Source organism: Collimonas sp. OK242, from assembly GCF_900107095.1.
Taxonomy (GTDB): Bacteria; Pseudomonadota; Gammaproteobacteria; order Burkholderiales; family Burkholderiaceae_D; genus Collimonas.
Genome location: NZ_FNOR01000019.1, coordinates 74,252 through 89,887 on the forward strand (window position 1 = coordinate 74,252; position 15,636 = coordinate 89,887).

Sequence of the window (15,636 nt, forward strand, 5' to 3'; positions counted from 1 at the left end):
AATGAATACTTGTGCAACGCCTCAAACAAGACTTTCCCGCGTGGCCGACTGGATGCGGGACCATGCGCAACTGATTCGCTGGGTGCAGTGGGGGATTGTGCTGGTGTATGGCTTGCTGATCCTGGTGCCGATCTTTTTACCGTTGCCGGACGAGACAGCGCACATCTGGTCGAATCTGACATTGATCGCCCAGTTTGCATTCTGGGGCGTCTGGTGGCCGTTCGTGCTGATCAGCATGGTGTTGATGGGCCGCGTCTGGTGCGGCGTGCTGTGTCCTGAAGGTGCGTTGACCGAGTTCGCCAGCCGCCACGGCCGCGGCAAAGCCATTCCGCACTGGATGCGCTGGGGCGGCTGGCCGTTCGTGGCGTTTGCGCTGACCACCATCTACGGCCAGATGGTGAGCGTCTATCAATATCCTAAAGCCGTATTGCTGGTGCTGGGCGGATCTACAGCCGGCGCCATCATCGTCGGTTATCTGTATGGACGCGACAAACGCGTCTGGTGCAAATACCTGTGTCCTGTGAATGGTGTGTTCGGCTTGCTGGCGAAACTGGCGCCGTTCCATTACAAAGTCAATGAAACCGCCTGGCGCGCTTCGTACGGCACGCACAGCCACACGCAGGGCCGCACGGTGATTCCTGTCAATTGCGCGCCGCTGCTGCCGTTGCGGGCCATGAAAGGCGCTGCCGATTGCCATATGTGCGGCCGCTGCAGCGGTCATCGCGATGCGATTGCATTGACCTGGCGCGCGCCGACCGAAGAAATCGTCGAGCACGGCGCGCAGCACAACAATCTGTGGGAAAGCGCCTTGGCCTTGTACGGGTTGATGGGAATTGCGATTGGCGCTTTCCACTGGTCGGCCAGTCCCTGGTTTGTGCAGGTCAAGCAAGCTATCGCTACCTGGCTGATCGACCGCGACATCATGTGGCCTTTCGATACGCACGCGCCGTGGTGGGTGTTTACCAATTATCCGGCGCAGAACGATGTCTTCAGCTGGCTCGACGGCAGCCTGGTGATCGCCTATATCCTCACCACCGGCCTGGTGCTGGGTAGCGCGCTGACGCTGTTGTTCGCACTTGGCAGCCGTGCGCTCGGCGACTGGGATCGCAAGCGTTTCAATCATCTGGTGCAAGCCACGATTCCCCTGGCCGGATGCGGCGTGTTCGTCGGCTTGTCGGCTACCACCGTCAGTTTGTTGCGCGGCGAGCATTTGCCGATATTCTGGGCTAACGACTTGCGCGCCATCCTTCTGATCGCCACAAGTTTATGGAGCGTCTGGCTGGCCTGGCGCGTGACCGGCTGCTATACGACATCGTCTGCACGCCGTCTAGTGAGCATGACGCCGGTGATTGCCGGTTTGGCGCTGGTCAATTTTGCCTGGCTGCTGATGTTCTGGCTGTGGTGAAATCCCATCGTTTTCGAGACATAACCCGACTATTCTTCGATGCCTGGGTTTTAGTGCGTAAAATGAAGCTTGTTATCCCGTCTATTGATCCCGTCCATATTTGGACAGTCTCGGCGTTTTCCTGATCGCTGAGACGGCTGACGGTGACCGGGATACCCTTTTCAACTTTAGCGCACGTTCCTTCTATCATGGTTCGCCCACGTTTTTTGCCTGACAACTTCACGTTGTTATTGGTTACCACAGTTCTTGTCGCCAGTCTGTTGCCGGCCAAAGGCCAGGTTGCGGTTTCTTTCAACCTGATTACCACGCTGGCTATCGGCCTGCTGTTTTTCCTGCATGGCGCCAAGCTGTCGCGCGAGGCGGTAGTGCAGGGTGCGCTGCACTGGCGCTTGCATTTGACGGTGTTGCTTGCCACCTTCGTATTGTTTCCATTGCTCGGGCTGCTGTTCAAGCCGGCATTGCTGCCGCTGGTGACGCCCGATCTGTATCTCGGCATCTTGTTCTTATGCACTTTGCCATCCACGGTGCAGTCGTCGATTGCCTTTACTTCGGTTGCCCGCGGCAATGTGCCTGCCGCGGTGTGCAGTGCATCCGCATCCAATCTGCTCGGCATATTCCTGACCCCGGTGCTGGTCGGACTGGTGGTTGTGGCGCACGGCCAAGGCAAGGGCTCCTTCGAGTCCATCATGAATATCGTGATGCAGTTGCTGCTGCCCTTTGTCGCCGGCCAGATCGCCCGCCGCTGGATCAGCAAGTGGCTCGACAAGCACAGGATCATCCTGAAGATGGTGGACCAGGGCTCGATCCTGCTGGTGGTCTACACCGCATTCAGCGAGGCCGTGGTGCAGGGCTTGTGGCAGCAACTGCCGCCGCTGTCCTTGCTCGGTTTGATGGTAGTGCTGACCTTGCTGTTGTTCGCGATGCTGGTTATCGCTACCTTCACCAGCCGCCGTCTGGGTTTCAATAAGGAAGACGAAATCACGATCGTGTTTTGCGGCTCGAAGAAAAGCCTGGCGAGCGGCGTGCCGATGGCGAAAGTCTTGTTTGCCGGGCATACCGTCGGCATGATCGTTTTGCCCCTGATGCTGTTCCATCAGATGCAATTGATGGTCTGTGCGGTGCTGGCAAAACGTTATGCCGCCCGCCCGGTCGAAATAGCCACCGGCGGCCCGCCGCCGGTCTGGTCCGATGTGAGTCCGGAAGATTAAACCCGGAAGGCTGACTTGCCGGGCGCCGTGCTTAAGGAGCCGGGTTAGGCTGGCGCGAGTGGATCAGCTCGATCTCGTGCAAGATCTCTTCATTCAGCGTCAGGTTGATGCTGTCGAGATTGCTTTGCAATTGTTTTAGCGTAGTGGCGCCAATGATATTGCTGGTCACGAAAGCGCGGCTGTTGACGAAAGCCAGCGCCATCTGCGCCGGATCCAGTCCGTGTTTTAGCGCCAGAGCTACGTAGTCGCCGATGACCCGGTCGACTTGCGGATTGGTATAGCGGCTGAAACGTTCAAACAAGGTGAGGCGGCCGTCAGCCGGCCGTGCTCCGTTCAGATATTTTCCCGAAAGTACGCCGAACGCCAGCGGCGAATAAGCCAGCAACCCGAGCTGCTCGCGGAAAGCAAATTCCGAATGGCCGATTTCAAAAGTGCGGTTAAGCAGGCTGTACGGATTCTGGATGCTGACCGCGCGCGGCAAATCAAATTTTTCCGAAGCTCTGAGAAACTGCGCCATACCCCACGGCGTTTCGTTCGAAATGCCGATGTGGCGCACCTTGCCGGCCTTGATGAAGTCCGCCAGGATGGTCAGCGTCTCTTCAATCGGCACCGTATCTTCGTCTGCAATATGACTGTAATTCTGGGTGCCGAAGCTATTTACGCTACGGTCCGGCCAATGCAACTGGTAGAGATCGACGTAATCTGTCTGCAACCGTTCCAGGCTGCCGTGCAAAGCCTCGGTCAAGCCCTTGCGATCAAAATTATTGACGCCGCCGCGTACGTGGCGCGGGTTGTGCGGCTTGCGTGCCGGCCCGGTAGCCTTGGTGGCGATCATCACTTCGTTGCGCTTGCCGGATTTTTTCAGCCAGCTGCCGACATAGCGTTCGGTTGAACCTTGGGTCTCGGCGCGCGGCGGCACCGGGTACATTTCCGCAGTGTCGATCAGGTTGACGCCATGCGCCAGCGCCATGTCGATTTGCCCATGCGCTTCTGCTTCGGTATTTTGTTCGCCCCAGGTCATGGTGCCGAGCGTAATCAGGCTGACCTTGAGATTGCTGCGTCCTAGTTCACGATATCGCATTGTTGCTTCCTTTGCCGCAGAGGACGGAGAGTATAGCTGGAACGCCGTTTTAGCGCAGGGCGCGGGCCGCCTGCAGCCAGGTGCATGCGATCTCCCGATCATGACGAATAAGGCGAAACCCCATTCTTGGACGCTTAACTCATTATCAAAACAGAATAATTGCTTTTCATTATATGTTTTGCTTATATGAGGTGATAAATAGGGTAAGATCGGTGCTGGAAATCGCTGCTTGAAAGTCTCGCCATACGCGAAAAAAAACCAATCAAAAACGCAACTCTTTCTCCCTGCGCAACTTTTATTTGCGTGCCGAGTGTTTTAAATGAAATTATCGGTTATAATGCGACATCGTTTAAGATTCGAGCTAGTAGTGCAGTATTAGTCTGTCATTTCTTTCTTGCTTCAAACGATCTAACGGGCGACAGCCCAACTTAACTGAAATAGGAAATGTAATGGCAACTGGTATCGTAAAGTGGTTCAATGATTCGAAGGGTTTTGGTTTTATTACTCCTGACGAAGGTGGTGAAGATCTGTTCGCGCACTTCTCCGCAATCAATTCTTCCGGCTTCAAGTCGCTGCAAGAGAACCAACGTGTTTCTTTCGAAGTTACTGCTGGCCCAAAGGGTAAGCAAGCTTCGAACATCCAAGCTATCTAATTCATAGCTCACTCAGTTGAAATAAACTGAGCATCGTAAAAATCCCTGGTTCGCCGGGGATTTTTTTCGTCTGCACCAAACGTAATGAGTATGTCTGTACTAAACGTATAACGTATAACGACTATAAGACCGGAAAGACGGGAGTTGTCAGGAAGCTGTAAGGGTGGCCTGAAATGCTGGGGTGTCTGTATATCAGATAACATATATTGCAATCGCTGGATCACGTTTTACCTTAAGCGGGCTGCCCGGTTTCTGTGAATGCCGGCGCCCACCAATATAAAAACACGGAGGAGACGACATGAACACCATAAGCAAAGCATGTGTGGCAGCGGCACTGATAAGCTGGTCGCTGGCCGCAGGCGCTGCCGAGCCGATCAAAATTGGCGTCACAGGACCATTTACCGGCGGCTCCGCACCTATGGGCGTATCGATGCGTGACGGCGTCAAGCTGGCGGTTGCGGATATCAACGCCAAGGGCGGCGTGCTGGGGCGCCAGATACAATTGGTCGAGCGCGATGACGAAGCCAAGAATGAACGCGGCGTCCAGGTTGCGCAAGAACTGATCAACAAGGAAAAAGTGGTCGGTACGGTCGGCTTCATCAACACCGGCGTCGCCCTGGCCTCGCAGCGCTTCTACCAGGATGCCAAGATCCCGGTCATGAATAATGTCGCCACCGGCAGCATTATCACCAAGCAGTTCGTGGCGCCGGATCAAAAAGATAATTATATATTCCGCACTTCTGCCAACGATACGATCCAGTCGGCGATGATCGTCGACGAAGCGGTGATCCGTCAAAAACACACCAAGGTCGCCATCCTGGCCGACTCGACCAACTATGGTCAACTCGGCCGCGAAGACCTGGAGCGCGCCTTGGCTGCCAAGGGCATCAAACCGGTTGCAGTTGAAAAATACAACCTGAAAGATGTCGACATGACGGCCCAGCTGTTGAAGGCCAAGCAGGGCGGCGCCGAGGTGGTGCTGACTTACGGCATCGGCCCGGAACTGGCGCAGATTGCCAACGGCATGGAAAAGCTCAACTGGAAAGTGCCTATCATCGGCAGTTGGACCCTGTCGATGGGGAACTTCATCGACAACGCCGGCAAGAACGGCGATGGTGCGCGCATGCCGCAAACCTTTATCCAGGACGGCAACACAGCCAAACGCAAGGCCTTCATCGAAGCCTATCAGAAAGCCTACAAGATCGATCGCATGCCATCCCCTGTGTCAGCGGCGCAAGGCTATGACTCGGTCTATCTGCTGGCCGCAGCGATCAAGCAGGCCGGCAGCACCGACGGCGTCAAAGTGCGCGAGGCGCTGGAAAACCTGAACGGCACCGTGGAGGGAGTGGTGACCAATTACACCAAGCCTTATACCCATGACGACCACGAAGCGATCAAGCCAAACATGGTGATGATCGGCGAGGTCAAGAACGGCCGCGTGGTATTAGCCAAGTGATAGGAGGCCGCAGCGCAGCGCTGTCTGTTGTGCTCTGCTCCGGCCGAACATCCGTTTGAGCGACAAGGAAACCAGCCTGTGCAGCAAGCAGGCTGGAATTATTGCGTCAAGCGGCAGTATTGTCTTGCCGTACTTCGGCTATCGCTGTCTCTTGGATCTATATCATGGAAATTCTGCTGCAACTCGTCTTCAGCGGTATCGCGTTAGGCATGATCTACGCGGTGATCGCTTTCGGTTATCAACTCACGTTCGCCACTTCCGGCACCCTCAATTTCGGCCAGGGCGAGGCACTGATGCTGGGCGCTTTGGTCGGGCTCAGCCTGGTCGGCAATATCCACGGCGGCCCCTATCTGAATTATTGGCTGATGATACCGGTGGTGATTGTATTCGGCGCGCTGCAAGGCGTGGTGGTCGAATGGATAGGGGTGCGTCCGGCGCTCAAGATCAAATCGGAATTCGGCTGGATCATGTCGACCATTGCGCTGGCGATCATCTTCAAGAATGTCGCTGAAAACATTTGGGGCAAAGACGACCTGACATTCCCTTCGCCGTTGTCGTCCACGCCGTTCCAGGTGTTCGGCGCCAATGTCCAGCTGATGCAGATTGTGGTGGTGGTGGGCGCGCTGGCGATGATGCTGGCGGTCGAGCTGTTCAACCGCAAATCGATTTATGGCAAGGCAGTAGTGGCCACCTCGAACGATCGCGATGCCGCCGGCCTGATGGGTATCAACACCAGCATGGTCATTACTTTCTCCTACGCGTTATCGTCGGCGACCGCCGCCTTTGCCGGCGTGCTGGTAGCGCCGCTGACCCTGACCGGCGCTACCATGGGCACTGCCTTGGGCCTGAAAGCCTTTGCGGTAGCGATTATCGGCGGCCTGACTTCGGGCATGGGAGCGATCGTCGGCGGCCTGATACTGGGTATTGCGGAGACGCTGACCGGGTTTTATATCTCCACCGGATACAAGGAAGTGCCCGGCTTGGTGCTGTTACTGCTGGTGCTGGCCATCAAACCCGCAGGCTTGTTCGGCAAAACAGCGATCAAGAAGGTGTAAATATGAATAAAAAACTATTTGCACTGGCGCTAGTCGGCATCCTGCTGCTGCTGGCCTTTCCGCAGCTTATTCCGAATCCGTATTACATTCACCTGGCCGAAACCATCCTGATTTACGCCATCCTGCTGTTCGGCCTGGATATCGTGGTCGGCTATACCGGCCAGGTCTCGCTCGGGCACGCCGGTTTGTTCGGCATCGGCTCCTACACCACCGGCGTGCTGGTGTTCAAGCTCGGCTGGCCATTCCTGCTTGCCGCGCCCGCCAGCCTGGCGGTTACCGCCATATTCGGCGCCATCCTGGCCTTGCCTGCATTGCGCGTGACGGGCCCGTATCTGGCCATGGTGACGCTGGCGTTCGGCACCATTATCCAGATCCTGATCAATGAAATGAGCTTCCTGACGGAAGGGCCGATGGGGATCAAGCTGAACAAGCCGGACTTCTTTGGCCATCGGCTCGATGAAGTGGAATATTTCTATCTGGTCGCCGCCTTGATGGTGTTGTCGCTGATTGTGGTGCACCGTATCGTCAAGTCGCATCTGGGGCGCGCCTTCCAGGCGCTGCGCGATAGTCCGATCGCCTCCGACTGCATGGGCGTCTCGGTGTATCGCTACAAAGTATTTGCGTTTGTGATCAGCGCTGCGCTGGCCGGGTTGGCGGGCTGTCTCTACGCTTATTCGGAAGAATATATTTCTCCGAATACTTATAACTTCGAATTGACCATTTTGTTCCTGCTGGCGGTCATCATGGGCGGCCGCAAGAGCCGCACCGGGTCGCTGATCGGCGCCTTGATCGTAGTCATGTTGCCGAGTTTGCTGGCGGACATCGAGTTATTCCGTCAGATTGCTACCGTTGCTGCAGTAATCGGCGTGCTGGCAAGCGCCTTCCTGCTATGGAAGAAACGCAAGACACCGCGCGAGGTGGCGGTGCCGCTGGCGGCGACTGTCGGCATGGCGATTTTTTCCTATCGGCTGGAAAACATTACCGATTGGCGTCTGACCGTATTTGGATTGATGACGCTGTTTGTGGTGTATTACCTTCAGGACGGGATTGTCGGCTTCGCGCGCAGCTTGTTAGGCATGAGGGCAAGCGCAAGCAGCAAGCAGGCCAGCGTGGCGGCGAGTCCCGGGCAAGCATGGGCGCCAGCCGGCGGCAGCGTCGCGGTTGGCGCTACCTTGTTGAGCGGCCAGAGAATACTGATGCAGTTCGGCGGCCTGAAGGCGCTTAACGAGGTCAACCTGGATATCGTCAAAGGCAGCGTGCATGGCTTGATCGGGCCGAACGGCTCGGGCAAGAGCACCATGATGAATGTGCTTACCGGCATCTACAAACCGACCGCCGGCAAGGTCGTGTTCAATGGCAAGGCGATTTCCGGCTCGACACCGGCGGCGATTGCGCTGGGCGGCGTTGCCCGCACTTTTCAGAACGTGCAGTTGTTCGGTGAAATGACTGCCACTGAAAACGTGCTGGTCGGCCTGCACCACACTTTCCGCAGCAATATATTGGACGTGATCTTCCATACGCCGCGTTATCGGCGTGAAGAGCAAGCCGCGCGAGAGCGCGCTGCCAGCATCTTGCAATTCGTCGGACTGAGCGGCCTGGCTGCTGAAGAGGCGCGCAATCTGCCCTATGGCAAACAACGCTTGCTGGAAATCGGCCGCGCACTTGGCTTGAACCCGGAGCTGCTGTTGCTGGACGAACCTGCGGCAGGCCTGACTGCGCCAGACATCAAGGAACTGATCGCGATCATCCAGAAGATCCGGCAGCATGATGTTACGATCATCCTGATTGAACATCATATGGATGTGGTCATGTCGATTTCCGATACGGTGACGGTGCTCGATTTCGGCCAGAAAATTGCTGAAGGCAAACCGGCTGCGGTGCAAAGCGACCCCAAGGTGATTGAAGCCTATCTCGGCGGCACCGCCGGCGAAGCCGCAGAGGCTGACAATACCGCCCATGGCGCGCCGTCCACTTCCAACGCAGCGGGGTCATAAGATGCTCTCGATTTCGAATTTGTATGCCGCGTATGGCAAGGTTGAAGTACTGCACGGCATTTCGCTGGAGGTGCCAAAAGGTAAAGTGGTCACATTGATCGGCTCCAATGGCGCCGGCAAGACTACCACCATGCGCGCAATCTCCGGCATGATCAAGGCCAAATCCGGCAGCGTCACTTTGGCTGGCGTCGACGTTACGGGATTGGCTTCACATAAAATCGCCCGTGCCGGACTGGCGCATTCGCCTGAGGGGCGGCGTGTGTTTGCCACCATGAGCGTGGTCGACAATCTGCTGCTCGGCGCCTTCCCGCGGTTTACCCGCTTGCGTCCGCGCGGCGACATCAAGCTCGATCTGGAGCGGGCGCTGGACCTGTTTCCGCGCCTGAAAGAGCGTCAAAGCCAGCTGGCCGGAACCTTGTCGGGCGGCGAACAGCAGATGCTGGCGATGGCACGCGCCGTCATGCTCAATCCGGAAGTGATCTTGCTGGACGAGCCGTCGATGGGACTGGCGCCGATCCTGGTGGAAGAAGTGTTTCGCATCATTTCCCGGCTCAAGGAGGAGGGCGTGACCATGCTGCTGGTTGAGCAATTTGCGGCAGCGGCGTTGAATGTCGCCGATTATGGTTATGTGTTGGAGAACGGGCGGATTTCGGTGCACGGCCCGGCAGAGAAATTGAGGAATGATCCTGCGGTCAAAGCTGCATATCTGGGCGGCGGGCAGCACTGATGGATGCAGGTCATTGCTGCATGGAAAATATTCGCCGAATAAGTTGTTTTGTGGGAATTATTTCTTGCCAAAGCTAGACTTGTAAGCAAGGTTTAGTTTTCTACAGCGTCCCGAACGTGAGAATCTGGTAATGCCGCGATGCAATGCGTGCATAAAGCGGCCAACCATGTTTTCACTTCGGAGCACTCAAAATGAAACAAGACCAGGTAGCAAACACGTCCTCCCATTCCTCCCATTCCTCCGAGGACAGCTTCATTCCATCATCTTTTCCCCGAAACGTAGCAACAGCAACGCTGCCGGAGGAACGTCTGCCGTTCACCATCAAGATAGTGAACGACAAGCAGGCTTTGCAGAAGGCGGTGGGAATCCGTCATGCGGCATATAGCCGTCACCTGCCCGAGCTGGCACAGAACCTGCTGCGCTTTGAACCGGCGGATCTTGCGCCAGACACGATTGTGCTGCTGGCGGAGTCCAAGCTCGATGGTTCATCGTTAGGTACGATACGGATTCAAACCAATCGTTTCCATGCCTTGGGACTGGAGCAGTCGGTAACCTTGCCGGATTGGTTGCAGGGCCGCAGCCTGGCGGAAGCGACACGGTTAGGCGTCACCTCAAATCAAATTGGCAAGATCGTCAAGACCATGCTGTTTAAAGCCTATTTTGAATATTGTGTGCAAAATGGCATCGACTGGATGGTGATCACAGCGCGCTCCCCTCTGGATCGGCAATACGATGCCTTGCTGTTCCAGGATGTTTTTTTGGGACGGCAATTCATTCCGATGCAGCATGTCGGCAATCTGCCTCATCGCGTCATGGCATTCGACGTTGCGACAGCCCGCCAACGCTGGGCCGCCGCCGGGCATCCGCTGTTTGGCCTGATGTTCGAGATGCATCATCCGGATTTGATGATGGCGTCGCCGCCCAGCATGCTGGCAGAGCAATTCAAGCCGGCTAGCCACGATAGACCGGCAGGGAAGCAACAGGTCCGCAAGCCTGTGAAACAGCCATTTAACTAGGTATTGCTAAAACCTTGCATTGAGGGGGTGTTATTGTTTGTCGTTAAAAGAAATAATGTGTCTTTTTTTACAGTACAGTAGAACCCTCTCACCCTACGGATATGAAGTTTATGTGGCTTTTTCATGCCGATACGCCGAAAAAAATTAACAGGAACATGAAACCTCAAGACTGGATGGGGTTTTATTTTTCGGTGGTATTGGTGCCGATCCTGGTTGCCGTATTTACGATCGTCGCCTTCGCTACGCTCGATAGCCATTTCGGGCATAGCGATCCGAGTCCGTCGCCGTTCCATGTATTGAGCGATCCTGAACAGCGCTTGCTGCCCGCGCAGGCATTGCAGGAATTGGCGGCTACGCCGTTGCAAACCTTTAGCAATACGCACTTGCTGGAGACGCCGTTCTGGTTTTCCTTGTCGGTGCCGGCCGCCGCGAATTCCGGGCTGACGGTGCTTGAGCTGCCTTCGCGTCATGCGCAGCAGGTGAGCTGTTGGGACGGCGCCAGCCAGCGCCTACTCGGGACTGCCAGCCGCGACCGGGTGGAAGGCCAGATCAAAGCCGAAAAAACCGGATTCATCTTGTCGTTGGCGCCCGACGCTCTGCCGCTTAACTTGCTTTGCAAGGGCGTGTTTTCCGGTCCCGCGCGGATTTCAATGCGGTTATGGACGCGTGCCGACTACGAGCAGTCGCAAAAAGAATTTTTTCGCGGCATCGGCTTGATGGAAGGCGGACTGCTGACATTGACCTTGTTTGTCATGGTGGCGGCATTCATCAATCGCGAGTGGATGTACGTATTGTTCGCCATATGGCTGCTGGGAAACTTGCGCCTTGGCGCCAATGCCATGGGGTGGGATGCACATTGGCTGATATGGACAATTCCGAATCAATGGCTGCCCTGGGTCCGCAAAATCACATTCGCAACCTACTACGTTGTCACTTTCACTTTGTTCGGCCGATTGTTCCAGGCTGAATTGAAACAGGTCGGCTATGTCTTCTTGCAAAACGTTTTACGCTGGTTGGGGCTGACCCTGCTGGCCGCCGCCATGGTTCTGCCGTACCAACGCTTTCTTCCCGTTTTGTGGTGCTGGACGATAGCCGGCATCGTCATATTGGTGTTCCTGCTGGCGCGTATCGTCTGGAAGGCGCGCACCCGAGCGGTGCTATGGTATTGCGCCTCCATGTTCATGGTGTTGTTTACGCGGGTCGACGAAGTGGTTGCCGCCGCGTTCGGGATCAAGACTTTGGACGAGGTGCCCAATAACGTGATTGTGGCGTTGTTGTCGAGCTTGATGGCGTCGTTCGCCTTCGCAGAACAGATGCGTGCCGGAAAGCGCGAACTGGCCCTGGCTCAGGCAGAGCTGCGAACTACTTACGAGGTAACGCCAGTCGGCTTGTTTACTTTAGCTGCGGACGGCAGTTTTGTGCGTACCAATCCGGCCCTGGAAAAAATCCTGAGGCATGACGCCAGCGCTCAATCGGTGAAAAAATGGGACGATTATTTCGAACCCGGCGCGCGCGAGAAATTACTGCAAATCGTTGCCGCAGGCGGCAGCAATGAAGCAGAATTGCGCGGCATTGCCAATGCCGACGGTGAAGCCAGTTTTTACCTGGTCACAGCCACCTTCGCCAATGGCCGCATCGAGGGCTCTTTGCAAGATATTACGGATCGATCCCAGGCTGTACAGCGTTTGCGGTTCTTTGCCGAGCACGATCCCTTGACCGGTGTCCTTAACCGCCGCGGCATTGAAATCATGCTGGAGCAGGCGATTGAACGTCAAGCCGATGGCAGGCCGCTGGCATTGGCCTATCTCGATCTGGACCGCTTCAAGCTGATCAATGATCTGTTTGGCCATCAATCCGGCGATGAAGTCCTGAAACAGCTATGCCAACGGGTGCAGGAATTGCTGACCGGCGATAGTTACATAGGCCGCATCGGCGGCGACGAATTCATTATCCTGTTCCGGGATAAAGAGATTGGTGCGGCGACTGATATCTGTTCCGCCATTATTGAAAAAATCAGCTACCACTCGTATCACATCGGCGCCCGCGCATTCCAGGTAAAAGGCTCGATAGGCTTGATTGAAGTGGATGCCGGCATGCGCGTCCAGGATGCCATCTCAGCCGCGGATCGCGCGTGCAGGGAAGCCAAGAAAGCGCACGATGAGCATATTGTGGTGTATGAAAAAAATGCGCCGGTATTCCGCGAGCGCTTGGAAGAACTCAGTTTGATAGAACATCTGGGCGGAGAATTCCTGCCGGAGGGTTTGTTTGTCGAAATGCAGCCGATCATGTCGCTGCGCGAACCCGAAGCTTCGCTCAATTTCGAAGTGCTGCTGCGGCTGCGAGATGCCGGCAACAAGGTGGTGCCGGCAACCAGGGTGGTTGCGGCGGCGGAAGAAAACGGCAGCATTGCCGTGATCGACCGCTGGGTCATGAGCACGGTGCTGGAATGGCTGGCGCAGCACCAGTCGCAGTTGCCGCTGACAAAATTTGTCTGCGTGAATTTGAGCGGCGCTTCGCTGAATGATGAAAAATTCATCCAGGATCTTTTTGTAATATTGGATAAGCATCCGCAAGTGGTGCCCATGCTGTGCATCGAAATCACCGAAAGCGTCGCGCTGCACGATCTGGAACATACCAGCCGCATTATTCAGCGCCTGCAGGCGCTGGGCGCCAAGATTGCATTGGACGATTTCGGCGCCGGCTATACCTCGTTCACCTACCTCAAGAGCTTGTCGGCAGATGCCTTGAAAATAGACGGCGCTTTCATTCAAAGCATGAATACGCACCCGGCCAATGAGGCGATTGTCGAAGCCATCGTCGAGCTGGCGCGCAACCTCGGCATGAAGAGCATCGCCGAATGGGTGGAGGATTGCGTGATGATCGAAGCCTTGGCAAAGCTGGGCGTCGATTATGTGCAAGGTTATGTGGTGGCCAAGCCGCAATCGCCGCAAGCAATACTGGCAGCCAGTTCCGCCGCCAGCTTCATTACGGATCCGGCCCTGGCCCGGTTTGTATCCAGCAGGCGCATCGACGGCCAATCGTGGGGCGAAAACGGTGACGATGTGCCGGCTGCGGGTTTGCATTAGGCTGCCCGGAAACGATATGATGACAATTTCACAAAGTGTTTATGAACGCTGCAATTTCTGGTTTTTCCCTCGGTCTTTCACTGATTCTCGCCATCGGCGCGCAAAATGCCTTTGTTCTCAAACAAGGACTTAAGCGCGAGCATGTTTTCCTGGTTTGCCTGACTTGCGCGGCTTCTGACGCCATCCTTATATTATTCGGCGTAATGGGCTTGGGCATCGTCATCGACCGGGCGCCGTGGCTGATGCCGGTCATGCGTTACGGCGGCGCTGCGTTCCTGATCTTGTATGGCGCCAAAAGCTTCATCGCCGCCTGGCGTTCGTCAGATGTACTGCGGCAGGCCGAGGACGTAAAAGCGGCTTTGCTGCCAACGCTGCTGACCTGTGCCGCGCTAACCTGGCTTAATCCGCACGTCTATCTCGATACCGTGCTGCTGATCGGTTCCGTTTCAACCCAGTTTCCAGGCGCAAGAAGCCTGTTCGCCGCCGGTGCGATGCTGTCGTCGTTCGTCTTCTTTTTTTCGCTGGGTTATGCCGCGGCGTGGCTACGGCCGATTTTTGCCAGGCCGATGGCGTGGCGTGTACTTGAGGTCATCGTCGGTATCACGATGTGGGCTATCGCCCATAAATTGCTGAGTGAATAGGTGCGGGAGGCGAACTTGGCCGGGCTTGACGGTAAAATGACGGCAGACGCTGAATGCGCCATCTATCCAATATTGAACTGAGAATCTTATGAGCGCGACCCTTACACCGACCCTTAAGCACCTTGTATTCTGGAAATTGAAGGAACATGCCGAAGGCGCCGACAAGGCCAGCAATGCTGTGCAGATGAAAGCCTTGCTGGACGGCTGCGCCGGCATTGTGCCGGGCATGCTCAGGTTCGAAGTCGCGATTGCCCAGCCAGGGCTGGAAGCAACTTACGACGTGGTGCTCAATTCCGAGTTTGCCTCGCAGGCGGCGCTGGACGCCTATCAGAGCCATCCGACCCACATGGCGATCAAGCCATTTTTCGGCGCGGTACGGGAAGCGCGCCAATGCATGGATTACCTGAGCTGATCGGCGATCATGTTTCCTTCACATATTTTCCCTATCGATAATCCCTTCCTGAGCTATCTCGGGGTTGAATTTGTCGAGATGGGCGAGGGCGCGGCCGAACTGGCGTTGACTTTGCAAGCGCATCATATGAATAGCTGGCAAGTTACCCACGGCGGGGTTTCGATGACCATGCTGGATGTGGTCATGGCCTTGGCCGGCCGTTCGCTTTATCCGCAAGCCGAAGCGGCGGTCACGGTTGAAATGAAAATCAGTTTTCTGCAACCTGCCGGACAAACCGGCGCACGTATCGTGGCCAAAGGCCGCGCCTTTCATCGTTCCACCACCATGTGTTTTTGCGATGCCGAGTTATGGCACGGCGAGCATCTGGTGGCGAAGGCGATGGGAACCTTCAAATATCTTAAACATCATCGTGCGGCGCTGAAGATCAAGCCGGGTTGATGCTAAATAGAAACGTTGAATAGAAAGCCGCCATGAAATTTCATCTGACAGTCGATAACTGGACAGTCCAAAAAACCGACGCCCGCGCAGTGCGTTTCGATGTATTTGTCATCGAACAGAAGATTCCGGTCGAACTGGAGTGGGACGATATGGACGAGCTCTGCATACATGCAGTCGCTTATAACGAAGCCGGCCAGGCGATCGGCACCGGCCGCTTGCTGCCGGACGGCCACATCGGCCGCATGGCCGTGCGTTCAACCGGGCGCGGCCAAGGCATAGGCGCCGCCATCCTGCAAGCCTTGATGGCGCAAGCGCGGCAACGCGGCGACACCGAAGTGGTGCTGAACGCCCAGACACAGGCTGAAGCGTTTTACGGACGCTACGGCTTCAGCCGCGATGGCGAGGAATATTACGAAGCCGGGATTGCGCATATCTGCATGCGCCACGTGTTTGCCTGATTGGTG

14 protein-coding genes are annotated in these 15,636 nt (G+C 56.1%); 13 read left to right on the forward strand and 1 reads right to left on the reverse strand.

The window, feature by feature from the left end:
- The first annotated feature begins 1 nt into the window (after nt 1).
- Both BLV81_RS19580 and BLV81_RS19585 read left to right on the forward strand, forming a co-directional pair.
- Nucleotides 2-1,405, forward strand: coding sequence for a 4Fe-4S binding protein (locus BLV81_RS19580; protein ID WP_176992909.1), 1,404 nt, complete (start codon nt 2-4; stop codon nt 1,403-1,405).
- A 188-nt stretch (nt 1,406-1,593) separates the two neighbouring features.
- A complete protein-coding gene (locus BLV81_RS19585) occupies nt 1,594-2,613 on the forward strand; it encodes a bile acid:sodium symporter family protein (RefSeq protein WP_092359376.1) in 1,020 nt (339 codons plus the stop codon).
- Between the two features lie 31 nt (nt 2,614-2,644).
- On the opposite strand, the gene BLV81_RS19590 is transcribed toward BLV81_RS19585, so the two are convergent.
- The gene (locus BLV81_RS19590) at nt 2,645-3,694 is read right to left on the reverse strand and encodes an NADP(H)-dependent aldo-keto reductase (RefSeq protein WP_092359377.1); all 1,050 of its coding nucleotides are present in this window, start codon (nt 3,692-3,694) and stop codon (nt 2,645-2,647) included.
- A gap of 449 nt (nt 3,695-4,143) precedes the next feature.
- On the opposite strand from BLV81_RS19590, the gene BLV81_RS19595 reads away from it, so the two are divergent.
- The 11 genes from BLV81_RS19595 to BLV81_RS19645 all read left to right on the forward strand — a co-directional run bounded on the left by BLV81_RS19595 (nt 4,144) and on the right by BLV81_RS19645 (nt 15,630).
- Nucleotides 4,144-4,347 carry a cold-shock protein gene (locus BLV81_RS19595; protein ID WP_014005790.1) on the forward strand — a complete coding sequence of 68 codons (204 nt, stop codon included), beginning with the start codon at nt 4,144-4,146 and terminating at the stop codon, nt 4,345-4,347.
- 298 nt (nt 4,348-4,645) lie between these two features.
- The gene (locus tag BLV81_RS19600; protein ID WP_092359379.1) at nt 4,646-5,803 is read left to right on the forward strand and encodes an ABC transporter substrate-binding protein; all 1,158 of its coding nucleotides are present in this window, start codon (nt 4,646-4,648) and stop codon (nt 5,801-5,803) included.
- A gap of 164 nt (nt 5,804-5,967) precedes the next feature.
- Nucleotides 5,968-6,858, forward strand: a complete 891-nt coding sequence (locus BLV81_RS19605; protein ID WP_092359381.1) for a branched-chain amino acid ABC transporter permease — start codon at nt 5,968-5,970, stop codon at nt 6,856-6,858.
- A gap of 2 nt (nt 6,859-6,860) precedes the next feature.
- The gene (locus BLV81_RS19610; protein WP_092359383.1) at nt 6,861-8,852 is read left to right on the forward strand and encodes a branched-chain amino acid ABC transporter ATP-binding protein/permease; all 1,992 of its coding nucleotides are present in this window, start codon (nt 6,861-6,863) and stop codon (nt 8,850-8,852) included.
- 1 nt (nt 8,853) lies between these two features.
- Nucleotides 8,854-9,579, forward strand: a complete 726-nt coding sequence (locus tag BLV81_RS19615; protein WP_092359385.1) for an ABC transporter ATP-binding protein — start codon at nt 8,854-8,856, stop codon at nt 9,577-9,579.
- A gap of 191 nt (nt 9,580-9,770) precedes the next feature.
- Nucleotides 9,771-10,595 carry an N-acyl amino acid synthase FeeM domain-containing protein gene (locus BLV81_RS19620; RefSeq protein WP_092359389.1) on the forward strand — a complete coding sequence of 275 codons (825 nt, stop codon included), beginning with the start codon at nt 9,771-9,773 and terminating at the stop codon, nt 10,593-10,595.
- A 155-nt stretch (nt 10,596-10,750) separates the two neighbouring features.
- A complete protein-coding gene (locus tag BLV81_RS19625) occupies nt 10,751-13,681 on the forward strand; it encodes a putative bifunctional diguanylate cyclase/phosphodiesterase (RefSeq protein ID WP_092359434.1) in 2,931 nt (976 codons plus the stop codon).
- Between the two features lie 41 nt (nt 13,682-13,722).
- Entirely contained in the window at nt 13,723-14,322 is a 600-nt protein-coding gene (locus BLV81_RS19630) for a LysE/ArgO family amino acid transporter (protein WP_092359392.1), read from the forward strand.
- An 88-nt stretch (nt 14,323-14,410) separates the two neighbouring features.
- Nucleotides 14,411-14,734: a Dabb family protein gene (locus tag BLV81_RS19635; RefSeq protein WP_092359393.1), complete on the forward strand. Its 324-nt coding sequence runs from the start codon at nt 14,411-14,413 to the stop codon at nt 14,732-14,734.
- 9 nt (nt 14,735-14,743) lie between these two features.
- Nucleotides 14,744-15,172, forward strand: coding sequence for a PaaI family thioesterase (locus BLV81_RS19640; RefSeq protein WP_092359395.1), 429 nt, complete (start codon nt 14,744-14,746; stop codon nt 15,170-15,172).
- Nucleotides 15,173-15,204: 32 nt separating this feature from the next.
- Nucleotides 15,205-15,630 (forward strand): GNAT family N-acetyltransferase, encoded by a 426-nt coding sequence (locus BLV81_RS19645; RefSeq protein WP_092359396.1) that lies wholly within the window; start codon nt 15,205-15,207, stop codon nt 15,628-15,630.
- Nucleotides 15,631-15,636: the final 6 nt, after the last annotated feature.